Raw genomic sequence first — 17,267 nt, forward strand, 5'->3', positions numbered from 1 at the left:
AGTCCTCGATGCTGTTAACTACCCTGTGCCGCCAAGTGACGCGCCGGCGGCAAATTAGCCACTCGCCCTAGCCAATCCAGTTGGCCGCTCGGCGCAAATCCAGGGTGTGAGGATATTCTCCCGGCGACTCTTCTGGAGGCGGCGACATCGGTCGCGGCGGCTCGGCAAAAAACTCTCTGACCGCGTCCACATCCGGTCTCGGGGTATAGGGCCCCGGCGTGTGGCTGACGGTGTCAAAGCGGTTAATACGCCGAGATTCGGCCTCGAAGGCGTTGACCGGGAAGGTCTCGTAGCTGCGACCACCGGGATGGGATACGTGGTAGCTACAGCCGCCCACCGAGCGACCATTCCAGGTATCAATCAAGTCGAACACCAGCGGCGTGTGTACACCGATGGTGGGGTGCAGAGCCGAAGGCGGCGCCCAGGCCCGATAGCGCACCCCAGCTACATACTCGCCCTGGCGGCCGGTATTGTGCAGCGGCACCCGGCGGCCATTACAAGCCAGTACATAGCGGCTGTCAGTGAGGCCGCTGACTTTGACTTGCAGGCGCTCCACCGAGGAATCCACATAGCGGGCGGTACCGAAGCTGCCTACCTCTTCACCCAGCACGTGCCAGGGCTCGATCGCCCAGCGCAACTCAATCTCGATGCCCTCCAGAGAAATGCGGCCATAATGCGGAAAGCGAAACTCTTCGAAGGGCAGCAGCCACTCGCTCTTGAAGTCATAGCCGCGGCTTTGCAGGTCGGCGGCAACTTCCTTGACGTCTTCCCATATAAAGTGCGGCAGCATGAATTTGTCGTGCAGGGAGGTCCCCCAGCGCACCAGCGGCTTGCGGTAGGGCTCGTCCCAGAAACGCGCCACCATGGCCCGGATCAACAAGGCCTGAACCAGTGCCATACGGGCGTGGGGCGGCATTTCAAAGCCGCGAAATTCCAATAAGCCCAAGCGCCCTGTGGCAGATCCCGGCGCGTAAAGTTTGTCGATACAGAATTCGGCCCGATGGGTATTGCCGGTAATATCCACCAGCAAATTGCGCATCAGTCTGTCGATCAACCAGGGCTTTTCGGAAAGCCCTTCAGGCATTTGCTGGAAGGCGATTTCCATCTCGTAGAGCATCTCGTCCCGCCCTTCATCGGCGCGGGGCGCCTGACTGGTGGGGCCGACAAACGCACTGGAGAACAAGTAGGACAGACTGGGGTGGTGCTGCCAGAAGCTCACCAGGCTGCGCAACAAATCCGGACGCCGCAACATCGGGCTGTCGGCGGGAGTCGCGCCACCCAGAGTAATATGGTTGCCGCCACCGGTACCGGTGTGGCGACCGTCCAACATAAATTTCTCGGTTCCCAGGCGGGACTCCCGAGCAGCGGCATACAACTCATTGGTATTCGCCACCAGCTCCCGCCAGTTTTTGGCGGGATGAATGTTCACTTCAATAACGCCGGGATCTGGGGTCACCAGCAGCTTTTGCATACGCGGATCCCGCGGCGGCTCGTAGCCCTCCAAGATCATCGGCGCATCCAACTCCGCGGCCACTTCCTCCAGTACGGCTAACAGAGCGACATAGTGCTCCAGTGCATAAAGAGGCGGCAGGAAGGCGTGCAGCTTACCGTCCCGAGCTTCAATACACAGCGCTGTGCGAACCAGAGGACGCACTTCGGTCTTGGATTGTGCGGGGGAGCCACCGGAGGCCGGCTTTGCAGCATCGGCAACCTGAGGACTCACTGTCTGCCCCAGCACCGCTGGCCAATCACCATCGGCATAGGCCACCCGGGGCGCAAGCTCCGGCTTGGGCTCAAAGGGGTCGCGGTCTGGTGGCAGCTCTTCCTCGGTCAACGCCGGCAGATCCCCCAACGGCAGGCGCAAGCCCATCGGCGAGTCGCCGGGTATCAATATCAGGCGCTCCCGCCGGGTTTCCCATACCGAGCTCTGCCAGGCACGACCATTCCACTCCAGGGGCAAGACAAAGCCGGTGGGCGTATTAAAACCCCGCTCGACCAGGCGGGCCAGTCGGCGCCGATCGAGATCACCCTTGACCCGAAAAGCCAGGGCATCAATATTTTTGGGTACCTTCTGTTCTTGTAACAGATAATGCAGGGCATCTTCATAGGCAGGCTGGGCATACTTCTGGTCGACCCCCAAGCGCACCACCACCCTTTCAGTAAATTTCTCGGCTAATGCACTGTCATGGCCATAGTCCTTGTCGACCCTGGCCAACAAATGGGGACGACTCCAGAGCGGTTCTCCATCGGTACGCCAGAACAATCCCAGGGCCCAGCGCGGCACTTCCTCGCCGGGGTACCACTTGCCCTGCCCGTAGTGCAGCAGACCTTTGGGCGCAAAGTGGTCTCGCAGGCGCAGCAGCAGGGTTTTGGCCAAACTCAATTTCTCGGCGCCCAAAGCGGCGGTATTCCACTGCGCCGATTCCATATCGTCAACCGAGACAAAGGTAGGCTCACCGCCCATTGTCAGGCGCACATCCCGCGCCGTCAGCTGCTCGTCAATGTGATCGCCCAAGGTCAGGATATCCGCCCACTGCGCATCGCTGTATGGCTTGGTCACCCGGGGGTCTTCGTGAACACGAGTCACTTCGTTGCTGAAATCAAAGTCGACTTCGCACTCGTCCATAAAGCCGTCGATAGGCGCCGCCGACACCGGATCGGGGGTACAGGCAAGCGGGATATGCCCTTCACTGGCAAACAGTCCGGAGGTGGGGTCCAAGCCTATCCAACCAGCACCAGGGATATACACTTCGCACCACGCGTGCAAGTCAGTAAAGTCTTGTTCCGGCCCGCTCGGCCCATCCAGCGACTTCTCGTCGGACGCCAATTGCACCAGATAGCCAGAGGCAAACCGTGCTGCCAAACCAAGATGGCGAAATAACTGCACCAGCAACCAACCGGAGTCCCGGCAGGAGCCGACCGCTTTTTCAAGGGTTTCTTCCGGGCTCTGAACACCCGGTTCCATTCTGATCGCGTAATCGATGGCCCCCTCAACCAGTTGGTTCACCGCCACCAACATATCAATGGTGCGCCGCTCCTCAAGACTGATGCTGTTCAGCATGGCCTCAAATTTAGGCCCCTGCGGCCGCTTTTCCAGATAGGGAGTCAGTTCCTTTTGAAGCTGCTCAGGGTAAGTGAAAGGAAAATGCTCGGCGTACTCCTCCAGGAAGAAATCAAAGGGGTTAATCACCGTCATATCGGCAATCACTTCCACCTCGACAGAAAGCTCCCGAGTCTTTTCCGGAAAGACGACACGCGCCAGGTAGTTGCCAAAAGCATCTTGCTGCCAGTTGAGAAAGTGGTCCTTGGGGGAGACTTTTAGGCTGTAGCTTTTGATTGGTGTGCGGCTGTGAGGGGCCGGCCTAAGACGAATCACGTGAGGTGACAGTTCGACCAGGCGATCGAACTTGTAATAGGTGTTGTGGTTGATTGCCACCCTGATAGTCATGCTATTTCCTCGAGACCATTCACTAGTGCGTCACTTGTGCGCCGTGCCGCGTGTCCAGTTTACGCCGCTTTTCATTGGAAGATTATGACGGAGGACAAATAAGCGCGCCGCGATCAATCCATTTTACTCCTTCACTTCTTCACACGTAGCACATTTCACGCCAGCAGAAGAAACCCGCAGGGGCGCGGGGAATCGACAAAATGAATTTGCTGAACATGAAGCAGAGGCAGGAGGTGTAAGTCGCGAACACAAAAAAGGCACCATAAAGGTGCCTTATCGATCTCTTGGGCGGGGAAGCGCTCAGATTTCGTCTTTCAGGGCTTCCTGACGCGCCAGTTCATTTTCCATGAACTTCATCCACTGGCGAGCGTAGTCCGCAGAGCGATCATCCTTCAAAGCCTGTTTAAAGGCACGGCGGGCGCTGTCGTATTGCTCGAGGTTAAAGCGGGCCATTCCCAACACCAGATAAGCGCTGTCAGGACGCTTCAAACCGCCTTTTTTGAAGGCACTCTCGATGGCGTCAGCCGCCTTGGCAAACTCGTCGTTGTCCAGGTAGACGCTACCCAAACGGGACCAGAGCTCGCCCTTGTCGGACTTGGCGGCGGCTTTTTCCATTTCCGGAATAGCTTTTTTCACTTCCTGGGCCTGACGCCAGGAGTTACCCAGCAATTCCAGGTTTTTGGAGGTGGCCGGAATGGCGCCTTTCTTGATGCCTTCATCCAGAACTTTGGCCGCCTTATAGGGGACTTCGGACTGAAGGAAGAGGTAGGCCATATTAACCAGCTCTTTGTCCTTCTCCAGCAAGCCCTGCTCGTAGGCAGCTTCCATTGCGGCGGTGGCCTCGTTCTCTCGCTTCAACTCGTTATAGAGCGACGAGAGCTGCAACCAGTAGTTTTTCTTCTGGTAATGCTTGAGGGTCTCTTCCAGCAGCTCTACGACTTTCTTGGTGTTGCCTTTTTCGTAGTAGAGATAGCGCTGCAAACCCCACCACTGCTCCTTGGGCACCTTGCCACGCTTCTCGTAGTCGTTGATGGCCACTTCGATATAGCGCAGTGCTTTGTCCTGATCGTTGAGCTGGTAGTAGCCCTGGGCCAGTAGCGCGTAAGCGCCAGCACCGGGGTCTTCCTGCAGATCTTCTTTAAATTTAAACCACTCCAGCAGTGTTTTTACACCGGCACGGTAGTTTTCAGCGACAAAGTACAGCTGGGCAATGGTGTACTTGGTGTTGAGCTCCATGGCAATGGGAATGTCGGGCTGCTTGATGACATTCTCATAGGACTCCAGCGCCTTGGGGTAGTTTTCCTGAGTGAAGTACACAAAGGCGTAGAGATTGTAGAGGTTGGCCAGCTCATAGCTGTTCAACTCACCACGTCCAGTTTTGTCACGCAGGCCGTTGAGGATCTTGATAGCTTCGTTGTAGCGCTTTTCGTCAGCCGCTACCTGAGCCTCGTTCAAGACTTCAAAGACTTTCGCGCGAATCGCCGGCGTGCGGCGGGTTTCGCGGCGCTCTTTGTTTTCTGAGTCCTGCGCAAATGCCTGGCCGGGACCCGACATCTGCAAAACCGGTGACAGCAATGAGCTTGCTACGGGCACCGCCAATACAGCCGCGGCGCCGATAGCAAAGGAACAGCCAAGATTGACCAACACCGGATGCAAGCGAGTCTTGCTCTTGGGATTATCAGTCATCATTTTTCCAACTCAAAGGTAAAACGGTTCTGAATGCCGGGCACCTCGATGGGCTCCCCATCCACAACCCGTGGCTTGTACTTGAACTTCTCTGCGGCTTTCACCGAAGCGCGCTCAAAGTAGCCGGGCGGATTACAGTCAACAGGGGTCACGTCACGCGTGGTACCAGACTTGGTTACAGTATATTCCACCGTACAGTAGCCTTCGACACCCCGGCTATTAGCGCGACGGGGATAGATCGGTGCCACCTTAACAATGGGCAGATACTCGCCGTCTGAAGCAGAAAGGCCGCCGGTTTTGTTGGTCAGATCGAGACTCTGGGAGGGAGTCATGTTGACCACTTCCATCTCCGGATTGGGATCGTCCATTTCTGGCTGTTCCATATCCGGCGGTGGCTCATCGGGCACTTTCGGTTTCTCGGGCTTCTGGTCTTTCCGAGTTTCGATATCGGTTTCAGGCATCTGAATATCGGCCAGCTTGGTACGCGGCTTTTCGTCCAGCGTCTTGTCAGCTGTTTCGATCAGATAGGGCATCAAGATGAACAGCGCCGCTGTCACCAGGAATGCCAGCCCGGCACCGATTAGGATGCGAATAGTCATAATCGATCAGCTGTCTTCTGTGGCCAATGAAACGTCATAAACGCCTGCCGCTCGGCTTGCGTCGATCACAGCGGTTACGGTCTCGGTGTTGGAGGCTTTATCAGCCTGAATTACCACCGCACCTTTCGGATTTTCAGCGTGCATACGCTCGACGACCGAACGCACAGAACGCTTATCGACCCGACGCTTGTCGATCCAGATTTCATTGGTCCCAGTGACAGCAATGAGGATATTCACATTCTCTTTTTGGTTTGCCGTCGACGCGTCGGGACGGTTGACTTCAACACCAGCTTCTTTGATGAAAGAGGCGGTAACGATGAAGAAGATCAACATGATGAAGACCACGTCCAGCATCGGCGTCAAGTCGATTTCGCCGGAGTTCTCCTCGGCTTTCTTACTATGGTTTCTCATGCCAGTTCTCTTAATGATCGGTTGTCAGATGGTCTTCCAAAAGCTCGGTCTCGCGCTCGGCAATACCCTTGATATAGGTATTGATAAACACGCCTGACAAAGCGGCTACCATCCCGGCCATAGTCGGAATAGTTGCTTTTGAAACACCCCCGGCCATCGATTTGGCATCACCACCACCGGTAACCGCCAAAATATTAAAGACTTCGATCATCCCGGTTACGGTACCCAGCAGCCCCATCAGGGGACACAGCGCCACCATGGTCTGGATCATCGGCAGGCTGGCGTTAATTTTCATTTCCACTTCGGAAATCAATTTGGCGCGGATCTGCCGGGCGTTCCAGGATTTGCGCTCGCTGCGCGACTCCCAGGTATTGATCGCATTTTTGATGTCTTTCGATAGCCCAAACTTGTAATACCAAACGCGCTCGATAGACAGGGTCCACATGAAAAAGGTCAGGGCGGCAATGGCCCAAAGCACATTGCCCCCAGAATCCATGAAACGCCCGATAATATCGGCCCATTCATACAGTTGGTACATGGTCTAATTACCCCGCACGCCCTTCGGTGTGTTCGGCGATGATGCCGGTGGATTGCTCATCCAGTACGTGCAGAATCTTCTTAGCACGACCACTGACGAAGGTGTGCATCAGTACCGTCGGGATGGCGACAATCAGACCGAGAACGGTGGTCACAAGTGCACCAGAGATACCGCCGGCCATGGCTTTCGGGTCACCCGCACCAAAGATGGTGATGGCCTGGAAGGTAATGATCATACCGGTTACCGTACCCAGCAGACCCAGCAGCGGTGCAACCGCGGCGATAATCTTCAACAGGTTCAGAGAGCGCTCCAGACGCGGCGTTTCTTTCAGAATCGCCTCGGACAGTTTCAATTCCAGAGTTTCAGAATCCATATTGGGGTTCTGCTCGTGGACTTTCAGTACCCGGCCCAGAGAGTTGCCGTCGCTGGCAGTACCGCTCTTGAGCTGCTTGTTGACCTTCATGTCTTCAATGCCCAGCACGATCAGGCGCCAGATAGCGATCAGCATCGCCAGTACACCAACCGCTGTGATGACGTAGCCAACCACGCCGCCCTGGTGCCAGCGCTCTACCAGAGTCGGGCTGTCGATCAGCGCCGCCAGGTAAGAACCGCCTTTAGGACCGGTGGGGTCAACACCAAAGGGCGTCACGCCAGAGGAGGCACTAGACAGGTCTTCTGCCCAGCTGTTGTAAGCACCACCAGGCTGACGAGCCAGTACCGCTACACTGCCGGTCTCGGGGATGTACTGCAGGTAGTTACCGTCGCCGTTAACCAAGTTGAAGGTACCGACGCGAACCACTTCCTGCTGCTCTTTTTTACCGTCAACAGTGGTGACTTCGGTCTGGAATTTCACAACGCGGCCAGATTCAGTCATCTCGCGCTGCATTTCGTACCACATGCGCTCGATTTCTTCGATGCTGGGCAGCTCTTCGGCGCCGGACATCTTGTCAATCAGCTGAGTAACGAACTCTTCACGAGCCGGGAACTGGGCGCTGATGATAGAGGTGGAGAAGTTGGAGCGCATATCGCCCGCGGTTGAGGTCAAGTGACCGAACAGCTCGGTCAAGGTACCCAAGCGCTCTTTCAATTGACGTTGCTTCTCAGTGATCACCGTCTCGTTTTCTTCGAAGGTGTTCTCGAGTTGCGCAGAGCGTTTTTCCTCGTTGGCCAGCGTGCGCTTGGCTTCAGCCAGCATGCTCTGTTGCTCTGAGCGCGCGTTGATGAAGCGCTGCTCGCGAGCGCGGTGTTCACGAATATCCTGTACATGGCCTTTTTTGACCATATCCAGCAACTCGTCCAGGGACTTGGCTTCCTGCGCGATAACCGGGCTGGAAGCGATAGCGATGGCGCTGCCGACAGCCAGGGCAGCGGCTTTAAATAGATTGCGTTTCATTACTTAGCAGCCTCCGGTGCCGGAATCGGGAGTTTCATGATATCGATAGACGCTTGCTTGCGAGCGATACGCAAACCTTTTTGGATAGCGCCGCGGTATTCACCTTCATCCAGCTCCATCCATTGTCCCTGAGTTTTGTCCCAGGCACCGGATTGCTCGCCGTCGGTGGTTTGATACATCAGGCCGATACGGCCAATGCGAAGGAAGCTAACATCACGCTCGGCACCACCGATGTCCACTACACCTTTGTAGCTTTCCACTGTACGGCCGTACTCGTTTTCAATTTTGTAGGCTTCAAGTACTTGGCGGAATTTCTCGGCGATAGAGATATCGGAACGATCGACGTTGTTGCGCAACATTTCGATACGGTCCTGGCGCTCTTCAACTTGGAAGGGCACATCCAATTCGACAAATTTATCCAGGCCATCCAGCATGCGCAGCAGCAGCGGCGTGATTTGGCGCTGGATAACAGTGGCCTCGTCGACAGATTTCTCGAGGCTGGCGATACGGCGCAACTGCCCATCGATCTGCTTTTCCAGACGAGCGTTGTAAACCCGCAGACCATCTACCTGCTTCATCACGGTCTTGTAGTCTTGCAGGAGGTCATTGGTTTCCGCGGCCAGGCGGTCGATGCGAGCCTGGGACTTCTTGGCATCGCGGATGCGAGCCTCACCGACGGTAATAACGTGGTCGACAGGGACCAGGGGTTTTGCGGGCGCTGCGGGTGCCGCCGCGTCTTCAGCAGCGTGCGCCGGAGAGACCGCCACAACGCCTACTGTCGCAACGAACGCCAGCGCGATTGATTTCAATCGATGCATTTTCATGGGAATGGCTTTTCCTATTTGGGACGTTTATTGAAAGCAAAGCTTATTATCTAGCATAGCCGTACGAGGTCGGCGGAAAGACCGTGCTTCCATACAGCGGGAGCTATTTTAATCACGGGCTTTTACAAGAATCAACGAGAAATATAACAGATCGGTAATCTTCAAAAATGCGCCGGCAGATTGGGGATTTAAGTAACAGATTAATGACCGATGCGTAACAAAATCAGGCCACAAGTAACAGCTCGCTGTCACAAAAATTTCACACAACTCAGACCAAGAGCGGCCAATTTCCAATATGCTTTTTGGCTGCTTCAGGAATTTGCCAGCAATAACACATAGCAGTATGGCGGCGCCTGTTCGGCGTTACCGGGGTAACACTCCCGCTCAGCTTCCCGCCAGCGAGAGGGGTCGAGCTGGGGGTACCAGGCGTCCCCCTCTACGGCGACATCCACCTCAGTCATATAGATGCGATCGCATGCATCGAGGGTTTCCCGATACAGCATTTCACCGCCGATAACAAAGACTTCGTCGACACCTCGACCAGCCGCCAGCGACCTTGCTAGCTCCAGGCCCTCAGCGGGAGATCCAGCCACGTGGGCGCCCTCGGGATGAAATTCCGCCTGCCGGGTCACCACAATATTGTCCCGACCGGGCAGCGGCCGACCAATGGAATCCCAGGTTTTGCGGCCCATTACAATGGGCTTGCCCATGGTCAGCGCCTTGAAGCGCTTCAGATCCGCAGGCAGGCGCCAGGGCAACTGGTTGTCTACACCAATCACTCGGTCGGCGTTCATCGCCACGATATGGGATATCTTAATGGTCAACCCGAATCTCCTGTTGTTTCGACGGCGGGGCCTACACCGCTATGGGCGCCTTGATTACGGGATCGGGGTGATAGTCCACCACCTCAAAATCCTCAAACTGGTAATCAAATATTGAGTCCGGCCGACGATGAATCATCAAGGTGGGCTGGGGTTTGGGGCTTCGCCGCAGCTGCTCCTCGACAATATCGTCGGTAAGGTGATTCAAATACAGGTGACAATCGCCAAAGGTATGGACAAAGTCCCCCACTCCCAGATCGCACTGCTGAGCCACCATATGGGTCAGCAGCGAATAACTGGCAATGTTGAAAGGAACACCGAGGAACAGATCAGCGCTGCGTTGGTAGAGCTGGCAAGACAACTTGCCCTCGGCCACGTAAAACTGAAACAGGGTATGGCAGGGGGGCAAGGCAGCCCGCCCCCGCCGCACATTGTCCTGGGGTGAGATAGTCTCATCGGGGAGTTCGGCGGGGTTCCAGGCGCTTACCAACAGACGCCGGGAGTCCGGCTTGCGCCGAATCATGTCGATAACCTCACTGATCTGGTCGATGGTAGAACCGTCCGGACACGCCCAGCTGCGCCACTGCTTGCCGTATATCGGCCCCAGGTCGCCGTCTTCCAGCGCCCATTCATCCCAAATGCTGACACCGCGCTCCTGCAGCCAGGTGTTATCGCAGGAGCCCTTCAGAAACCAAAGCAATTCATAAATAATGCTGCGCAAATGCACTTTTTTGGTGGTCAGCAGCGGGAAACCGGCATTCAGATCAAAGCGCAACTGCCGGCCAAACACCGAGCGGGTTCCCACCCCGGTACGGTCGGCCTTGTCGACACCGTTGTCCCGCACATCCCGCATTAAATCCAAGTACTGCTGCATCAAGACACCTCTGATTAATTCTTAGACAGATGCGCATCGCGGCGGTAAGCGTACACCATCACCGCCAGGCCAACCGCAATCATCGGCAACGACAGCAGCTGCCCCCGGGTCAACCAACCAAAGGCGTCGAAGCCAATATGGCTGTCCGGCTGACGATAGAACTCCACCACAAAACGGAACAGGCCGTAGCATACGAGAAACAACGCGCCCGGAGCCAGCCGGGGGCGCGGCTTGCGTGTGTACCAATAGAGAATGGCAAAAAGCAGCACACCCTCCAGCGCAAACTGGTACAACTGCGACGGATGGCGCGGCAACTGACTGGGGTCATTGGGGAATATCATCCCCACTGCAGCGTCGGTGGGACGCCCCCACAATTCCTGGCCGATAAAATTGCCCAGCCGGCCCAGCCCCAAACCAATGGGTACCAACGGCGCAACAAAATCCCAGATAGCGAACACCGACACCTTGATCTTGCGGGCAAACAGGGTCAGCGCCAAGATCACACCGAGCAAGCCGCCGTGGAAGGCCATGCCCCCTTCCCACACTCTAAACAGCCACAGCGGATCGTCGACAAACTGGGGGAAGTTGTAAAACACCACATAGCCGAAGCGGCCACCCAGGATCACCCCCATCGCCCCGTAGAAGATCAAATCTTCTACTTGCTCTTCCTTGAGGGGACTCCAAGGCTGGCGGCAGCGCCGCCGCCCCAGATACCAGGCCGCCGCAAAGCCCGCCAGGTACATCAAGCCATACCAGTGCACCGCCAGCGGCCCCAACTGCACGGCCACTGGATCAATATTGGGGTGCGTCAACATGCGTCACAGAGCTCCGTATAAAAAGTATGTGCCCACTACCAACAGAAAACTGGCAAAGGCCCGAGTAAGGTAAGCGGAAGACAGGCGCTGCGCCAGGCGCGCGCCCACCTTGGCAAAGGGGATACTCATCACCGCCACGCCCAAAAATGCCGGCCAATAAACATAGCCAGTCGCCATGGCGGGCAAATCCGCATGCCCCCAGCCAACCACGATGTTGCCCAGCGCGCCGACCACGGCGATAGGCAGGCCACAGGCCGCAGCGGTGGCCACAGCAACCTGCATACGCTGCCCGCAAATGCTTAGAAAAGGCACCGTCAACGAGCCACCACCAATACCAAACAGCGCCGACAAACCACCAATCAGCGCGCCGACGCCACTCAATCCAAACGGCCCCGGCAACCTCGACGCCCGCTCGGCAGCTTCACCTCGGGAGCCCAGCATCATCTGCCCGGCCATGATCAGGGCAAACACCCCGAACACCACCTTCATCACGCTGCCCGGTAAAGCCGCAGCCACATTGACCCCGACGACAACACCGGCCGCAATGCCCGGTGCCAAATAACGCCACAGACGCCAATCGACATTGCCCAAGGCGTGATGCGCCCGCACCGAACTGATCGACGACACCACGATACAGGTTAGCGATGTGCCCACCGCCAGATGGACCGCCACCGCCTCGGACACGCCCTGCAGGGCAAAGGAGAACACCAGCACCGGGACAATAATGAGGCCACCGCCGATGCCAAACAGCCCCGCTGCCAGGCCGGCCAGGGCACCCACCGCAGGATAAATCAGAATCAGCATTGGCACGTCGCAATCAGCAAAGCTGCTATTATGGCGGCCCGATTCCGACATACAACCGTTTTGCATGTGTTTAATAGTATTGTCTTGGCAGATTCACCCACGCTATCCGCTGGTGGTTGCAGCCAATCGTGATGAGTTCTACGCACGGCCCACCCAGGCTGCCCATTTTTGGGATGAGCACCCTGAAATTCTGGCGGGACGGGATATGGAGTACGGTGGCAGCTGGCTGGGCGTCAGCCGCAGGGGGCGCTTTGCTGCGGTGACCAACTTGCGCAATATCGTCTCTGACGGTGAACAGAGCCGCGGGCAACTGGTCCGGGATTTTTTATTGAGCGACGCACCGCCCCAGCATTTTTTCGACCACTTGGAGCAAAGCAAAACGCACTATCGGCCCTTTAACTTCATCGCCAGCGACGGCGAGCAACTGCTGCGCACCGACAACACAACACCCGGCTGGCAACAGCTCGACCCCGGCTACCATGTGCTTGGCAACCTGCCCCAGCACCACCCCTACCCCAAGGCGGAAAAGGGGCTGCGGGACTTTGCCGCGGTGGAAGAGCATCACCACGACCACCGCGCTCTACTGGCCTTTCTCGGCGACGACACGATTACCGATCCCAACGGCGACGACCTGCAGCAAGCGATATCCTGCCGCTTTGTCCGCAGCCCGGACTACGGCACCCGCTGCAGCACTATCGTACAGCGGAGCGTCGAGGGCCGTATGGAAGTGTGGGAACAAAATTACCGCAACGGCCGCGCAGAGCAGCCACCCCAGTACTTTTTGATCGACTGACAAGCCCGAGAAGGGGCTCAGCCGGAGTGCGCGCTCAGCTGGTAGCGGCCGGTGGCAGCAGGCGCTCCATGCCGGCATCGGCCAGGGCGCGGCGCAGCAACACCTGCACCTCGTCGGCAGTGTCTGCATTCATAGCCTGATCCAATAACGCCGGCAAATCGCTGTATTGGCTGCTGCGAATGACCGCTTTGACTCTCAGTAAGTTGTTGTCATTCATTGACAGCATGTCGTAACCCATCGCCATTAGCAGCGGCGCCGCCAAGGGATCGCCGGCCAGTTCGCCGCAGATCCCCACTGACTTGCCTTCCGCGTGACCGGCATCCACCACAATTTTCAGGCAGTTGAGCACCGCCGGGTGGTAGGCGTGGTAGAGGTCGGCGACGCGGGTATTATTGCGATCTACCGCCAGCAAGTACTGAGTCAGATCGTTGGACCCCACCGACAGAAAATCCACTCGCTGGGCCAACTGGCGGGCCTGATAGACCGCCGCCGGCACTTCCACCATGACCCCAATAGGCGGCCAGTGGATATCCCAACCATCTTCCACCAACTCATCGTAGGCCCGTTTGATCAGCTCCAAAGCCTCGTCGACCTCCTGCACATTGCTGATCATCGGCAGCATAATACGCAAGTTGTCCAAGCCTTCACTGGCCTTGAACATGGCGCGAACCTGCACCAAAAATATTTCCGGATGGTCCAGGGTCACCCTAATGCCACGCCAGCCCAGAAAAGGGTTTTCCTCTTCGATGGGGAAATAGGGCAAGGCCTTGTCGCCGCCCACATCCAGGGTCCGCATGGTCACCGGCAGCGGCGCGAAGGCCAGCAGCTGCTCGCGATAGACCATGCGCTGCTCTTCCTCACTGGGAAAGCGCTCCCGCAGCAAAAAGGGCACCTCGGTGCGGTACAAGCCCACCCCTTCGGCGCCGCGATCCAGTGAGCGCGCCACATCCGCCATCAGACCGGTGTTAACCCACAGCGGCATGCGGTGGCCATCCAGGGTTTCGCTGGCCAAGTCCCGCAACGCTTCCAGCCCCTGGGTAAGCGCCTGGTCCTCCTCGGACAGCAGTTTAAAGTGTTCATAGACTTCCGGGGTGGGGTTGTAGTGCACCGCCCCGCTGTAACCATCGACAATCAAGTCGGCGTGCTCTATCTGGGTGTAGGGCAGGTCACTGGCCCCCATCACCGTGGGTATCGACATCGCCCGGGCCAATATCGCCACATGGGAGTTGCTTGAGCCCCGCACCGAGACCATCCCCGCCAGTTTTTCCCGGGGCACTTCACCCAACATCGACGCGGTGAGTTCCTCTCCCACCAACACGGTATTGTCCGGGTAGACAGTGGGCTCGGAGTGGCTGGCCTGAAGGTAACTCAATACCCGCCTGCCCAAATCTTTGATGTCGGTGGCGCGGTCCTTGAAATAGTCATCCTCCATGGTTTCGAAGGTATGAATATGGCTGCTGACAACCTGGCTGAGGGCACCCTGGGCCCACTCGCCGGCGCGGATTTTTTCCTCCACCTCCGACAGCCACACGCCGTCATCAAGGATGCGCAGATAGACATCGAATAGCGCCAACTCCTCGGGGGACAGCTGGTCCACCAGCTTGTCACTGAGGCTGCGAATATCGTTGCGAACCGACTCCAGCGCCGAGCTGAAGGCCGCCAACTCGCCTTCGGTGTCGTCACTGTGGCGGCGGGGCACGGAGCTTAGCTCCGTGGCTGGCACCATCACCACCGCCCGACCAATGCCCACCCCCGGTGCACCGGCGATCCCTTTGAAGGTGGCTGAGGCCACCACCGAATCCTGGGCCGGGGCAATCGACCCCGTGGCCCGGGCGTGGGCAATCACGCCAGCCAACTGCGCCGACATGGTAACCAGGAAGGCCTCTTCTTCTTCATCGAAGCGGCGGCTGTCTTTCTGTTGCACAACCAACACACCCAGCACATTGCGCTGATGAATGATGGGGGCGCCCAAAAAGGAGTGGTAGGCGTCTTCACCGATGCCCGGCAGATAGAAAAAGTTAGGGTGCTTTTCAGCGTGCTCGAGGTTTAGGGGCTCTTCCCGCCGGGCTACCTGCCCTACCAGCCCCTCATCGACACCGAGGCTAACCTTGCCGATCAAATCGGGGTTCAGACCTTGGTTGGCCATAAAAATAAGTCGCCCAGTGTCGGGATCCCGGAGGTAAACCGTACACACCTCGGTCCCCATCACCTCGGCAACACGGGAGACGATAATATCCAGCGCGGCCTGCAGTGTGGGCGCGGCGTTGACTGCCTGAACAATGCCCCGCAGTGCTGACAACATCAACCCGGCACTCCCAAGCTGAGAGAGGCACCCTCGCCGACGTCCCGCACCAGGCGCGCGTGTCGGGGCGACAGCTCCTTGAGTGCCCGGCGGTAAACCTCACGCTTAAATGACACCACCTGGCCCAGCGGGTACCAGTAACTCACCCATTGCCAGTGGTCGAATTCCGGCTTGTGGCCGCAGTTAAACTGAACCCGATCGTCGCTACTGAGCATGCGCAGCAAAAACCACTTTTGCTTTTGGCCGATACACAGCGGCTTGTTGCCCTTGCGAATCAGGCGCTGGGGCAGGCGGTAGCGCAGCCAACCCCGAGTACAGGCGAGCACATCCACATCGCCTTCCCGCAGCCCGACCTCTTCATAGAGCTCACGATAGAGGGCCTGCTCCGGTGTCTCGCCGTCGTTAATACCGCCCTGGGGGAACTGCCAGGCGTTTTGATTGACACGGCGGGCCCATAGCACCTGGCCGACTTCATTGGCTAGCACGATGCCTACATTGGGCCTAAAACCATCCGAATCAATCACTTGTCCACCATTCCCTTTATTTCTTCTAGTTCCGGTATTGTTCCATAAATTCGCCACCCTGAGAATTCAGCGATCTACCCTCTATTGTCAATGCCTAAAAGCAAAGCAGGTGCATTGCCCGAACGGCCTCGCTATCATGCCCGCTCGTTTATCACCCATCACTCATTACTGGGGACACGCTGTGACGCTGGCCATATTCGACTTGGATAATACACTGCTGGGGGGCGACAGCGACTACGCCTGGGGCGAATTTGCCGTAAAAAAGGGCCTGGTCAGCGCCGATGAGTACCGAGCGCAGAATGACGAGTTTTATCGTCAATATCAGCAGGGAGGCCTGGATATCGACGCCTACCTGCGCTTTGCCCTGGCGCCGCTGGCCGGACGCCGTCCGGAGCAATTGGCGGCTCTGCACCGGGAATTTATGGCCGACTATATTGCACCTCTGCGGCTCCCCAAAGCCGAGGCACTGATTGAGCAGCATCGCGCCGCCGGGGACACCCTGCTGATTATCACCGCCACCAATCGCTTTATTACCGGGCCCATCGCCGACTCTCTAGGCATCGACAACCTTTTGGCCAGTGACGCCGAGATGGTCGACGGCCACTACACCGGCGTCCCCAGTGGCACCCCCTGTTTTCAGGAAGGAAAAATCGAGCGTCTCAAAGTGTGGTTGCAGGAAAGCGGCGAGACTCTGCCGGGCGCCTACTTTTACAGCGACTCCCACAACGACTTGCCCTTACTGAAATGGGTGGATAAGCCCGTCGCCGTGGACCCCGACGACACCTTGCGCCACCATGCGGAGCAGGCGGGGTGGCCCATTCTCAGTCTGCGGGATTGATGTTGTTTAGACATCCCACAGAGTAAACACGGCCTTATGTACGCCCTACAAATACCGCACCGTAGGGTGTACATCGCTTTTCATGTACACCGCGCCCATCCCGAATTCAGCGCCGATGCAACATAAAGGTCATGCGCACCCCCAAATTTGACCTGCGGTACCAGCTCGCCACCCCAGCTATCGTTAACCACCGCACTCGGCGTCGTAGTCTTCCGCGCTGAGCAGCTTGTCCAGCTCACTGGTATCAGTTGGCCGCACCTGGAAAAACCAACCGTCACTATAGGGGTACTCGTTAACGGTTTCCGGGCTCTCATCCAGAGCCTCGTTAACAGCAATGATCTCGCCGGACACGGGCGAATAGATATCGGAGGCGGCTTTAACAGATTCCACCACAGCCACTTCCTCGCCGACGGCCACTTCGGTGCCCACTTCCGGCAGCTCAACAAAGACCACGTCGCCCAACTCACCCTGGGCGTGGTCGGTAATCCCCACGGTCACGGTGCCGTCTTCCTCCAGCCGGGCCCATTCGTGGCTGCTGGCGTATTTCAGTTCGCTGGGGGTATTGCTCATGGCGCCGTCCTCAAAGAATCGATAATA

The 17,267-nt window shown here is 57.4% G+C and carries 16 protein-coding genes; 2 read left to right on the plus strand and 14 right to left on the minus strand.

Features of this window, described 5'->3' with window-relative positions; translation table 11 throughout:
- Positions 1-67: 67 nt before the first annotated feature.
- From I6N98_RS17095 to I6N98_RS17145, 11 genes are all read right to left on the minus strand, one after another.
- Complete coding sequence (locus tag I6N98_RS17095; protein WP_198569533.1) at positions 68-3,448, minus strand: transglutaminase family protein; 3,381 nt, start codon at positions 3,446-3,448, stop codon at positions 68-70.
- A gap of 300 nt (positions 3,449-3,748) precedes the next feature.
- Complete coding sequence (locus tag I6N98_RS17100; RefSeq protein ID WP_232787390.1) at positions 3,749-5,137, minus strand: tetratricopeptide repeat protein; 1,389 nt, start codon at positions 5,135-5,137, stop codon at positions 3,749-3,751.
- Positions 5,134-5,733 (minus strand): energy transducer TonB, encoded by a 600-nt coding sequence (locus I6N98_RS17105; protein ID WP_198569534.1) that lies wholly within the window; start codon positions 5,731-5,733, stop codon positions 5,134-5,136. Before I6N98_RS17105 ends, I6N98_RS17100 begins: the two co-directional genes overlap by 4 nt.
- A 6-nt stretch (positions 5,734-5,739) precedes the next feature.
- Entirely contained in the window at positions 5,740-6,144 is a 405-nt protein-coding gene (locus I6N98_RS17110; protein WP_198569535.1) for an ExbD/TolR family protein, read from the minus strand.
- 10 nt (positions 6,145-6,154) lie between these two features.
- Positions 6,155-6,682, minus strand: coding sequence for a MotA/TolQ/ExbB proton channel family protein (locus I6N98_RS17115; protein WP_198569536.1), 528 nt, complete (start codon positions 6,680-6,682; stop codon positions 6,155-6,157).
- Between the two features lie 7 nt (positions 6,683-6,689).
- The gene (locus I6N98_RS17120; protein ID WP_198569537.1) at positions 6,690-8,075 is read right to left on the minus strand and encodes a MotA/TolQ/ExbB proton channel family protein; all 1,386 of its coding nucleotides are present in this window, start codon (positions 8,073-8,075) and stop codon (positions 6,690-6,692) included.
- A complete protein-coding gene (locus I6N98_RS17125; RefSeq protein WP_198569538.1) occupies positions 8,075-8,899 on the minus strand; it encodes a DUF3450 domain-containing protein in 825 nt (274 codons plus the stop codon). The genes I6N98_RS17120 and I6N98_RS17125 overlap by 1 nt, the downstream gene beginning before the upstream one ends.
- 311 nt (positions 8,900-9,210) lie before the next feature.
- Entirely contained in the window at positions 9,211-9,723 is a 513-nt protein-coding gene (locus tag I6N98_RS17130; RefSeq protein WP_198569539.1) for a dihydrofolate reductase, read from the minus strand.
- A gap of 31 nt (positions 9,724-9,754) precedes the next feature.
- The gene (locus tag I6N98_RS17135; RefSeq protein ID WP_198569540.1) at positions 9,755-10,594 is read right to left on the minus strand and encodes a thymidylate synthase; all 840 of its coding nucleotides are present in this window, start codon (positions 10,592-10,594) and stop codon (positions 9,755-9,757) included.
- Positions 10,595-10,608: 14 nt separating this feature from the next.
- On the minus strand, positions 10,609-11,409 hold the full coding sequence (gene lgt / locus I6N98_RS17140; protein ID WP_198569541.1) for a prolipoprotein diacylglyceryl transferase: 801 nt from the start codon (positions 11,407-11,409) through the stop codon (positions 10,609-10,611).
- 3 nt (positions 11,410-11,412) lie between these two features.
- Positions 11,413-12,213: a sulfite exporter TauE/SafE family protein gene (locus I6N98_RS17145; RefSeq protein ID WP_198569542.1), complete on the minus strand. Its 801-nt coding sequence runs from the start codon at positions 12,211-12,213 to the stop codon at positions 11,413-11,415.
- A 64-nt stretch (positions 12,214-12,277) separates the two neighbouring features.
- Between I6N98_RS17145 and I6N98_RS17150 the strand changes: the two genes are divergently transcribed.
- Positions 12,278-13,006, plus strand: a complete 729-nt coding sequence (locus tag I6N98_RS17150) for an NRDE family protein (protein ID WP_420496971.1) — start codon at positions 12,278-12,280, stop codon at positions 13,004-13,006.
- 34 nt (positions 13,007-13,040) lie between these two features.
- Here I6N98_RS17150 and ptsP read toward each other — a convergent pair whose 3' ends face one another.
- Both ptsP and rppH read right to left on the minus strand, forming a co-directional pair.
- Positions 13,041-15,308 (minus strand): phosphoenolpyruvate--protein phosphotransferase, encoded by a 2,268-nt coding sequence (ptsP, locus tag I6N98_RS17155; protein ID WP_198569544.1) that lies wholly within the window; start codon positions 15,306-15,308, stop codon positions 13,041-13,043.
- Positions 15,308-15,832, minus strand: a complete 525-nt coding sequence (gene rppH, locus I6N98_RS17160) for an RNA pyrophosphohydrolase (protein ID WP_198569545.1) — start codon at positions 15,830-15,832, stop codon at positions 15,308-15,310. Before rppH ends, ptsP begins: the two co-directional genes overlap by 1 nt.
- 181 nt (positions 15,833-16,013) lie before the next feature.
- On the opposite strand from rppH, the gene I6N98_RS17165 reads away from it, so the two are divergent.
- Entirely contained in the window at positions 16,014-16,670 is a 657-nt protein-coding gene (locus tag I6N98_RS17165) for a histidinol-phosphatase (RefSeq protein ID WP_232787391.1), read from the plus strand.
- 183 nt (positions 16,671-16,853) lie between these two features.
- Here the strand turns inward: I6N98_RS17165 and gcvH are convergent, their stop codons facing one another.
- A complete protein-coding gene (gcvH, locus tag I6N98_RS17170; protein ID WP_198569547.1) occupies positions 16,854-17,240 on the minus strand; it encodes a glycine cleavage system protein GcvH in 387 nt (128 codons plus the stop codon).
- Positions 17,241-17,267: the final 27 nt, after the last annotated feature.

Source organism: Spongiibacter nanhainus (genome assembly GCF_016132545.1).
Taxonomy (GTDB): Bacteria; Pseudomonadota; Gammaproteobacteria; order Pseudomonadales; family Spongiibacteraceae; genus Spongiibacter; species Spongiibacter nanhainus.

Coding starts and splice junctions, on each gene's coding strand:
- lgt (WP_198569541.1), bottom strand. CDS start 11,409: ATGTTGACGCACCCCAATATTGATCCAGTGGCCGTGCAGTTGGGGCCG.
- I6N98_RS17135 (WP_198569540.1), bottom strand. CDS start 10,594: ATGCAGCAGTACTTGGATTTAATGCGGGATGTGCGGGACAACGGTGTC.
- gcvH (WP_198569547.1), bottom strand. CDS start 17,240: ATGAGCAATACCCCCAGCGAACTGAAATACGCCAGCAGCCACGAATGG.
- I6N98_RS17145 (WP_198569542.1), bottom strand. CDS start 12,213: ATGCTGATTCTGATTTATCCTGCGGTGGGTGCCCTGGCCGGCCTGGCA.
- I6N98_RS17105 (WP_198569534.1), bottom strand. CDS start 5,733: ATGACTATTCGCATCCTAATCGGTGCCGGGCTGGCATTCCTGGTGACA.
- I6N98_RS17100 (WP_232787390.1), bottom strand. CDS start 5,137: ATGATGACTGATAATCCCAAGAGCAAGACTCGCTTGCATCCGGTGTTG.
- I6N98_RS17095 (WP_198569533.1), bottom strand. CDS start 3,448: ATGACTATCAGGGTGGCAATCAACCACAACACCTATTACAAGTTCGAT.
- I6N98_RS17125 (WP_198569538.1), bottom strand. CDS start 8,899: ATGAAAATGCATCGATTGAAATCAATCGCGCTGGCGTTCGTTGCGACA.
- I6N98_RS17150 (WP_420496971.1), top strand. CDS start 12,278: ATGTGTTTAATAGTATTGTCTTGGCAGATTCACCCACGCTATCCGCTG.
- I6N98_RS17120 (WP_198569537.1), bottom strand. CDS start 8,075: ATGAAACGCAATCTATTTAAAGCCGCTGCCCTGGCTGTCGGCAGCGCC.
- I6N98_RS17115 (WP_198569536.1), bottom strand. CDS start 6,682: ATGTACCAACTGTATGAATGGGCCGATATTATCGGGCGTTTCATGGAT.
- I6N98_RS17110 (WP_198569535.1), bottom strand. CDS start 6,144: ATGAGAAACCATAGTAAGAAAGCCGAGGAGAACTCCGGCGAAATCGAC.
- ptsP (WP_198569544.1), bottom strand. CDS start 15,308: ATGTTGTCAGCACTGCGGGGCATTGTTCAGGCAGTCAACGCCGCGCCC.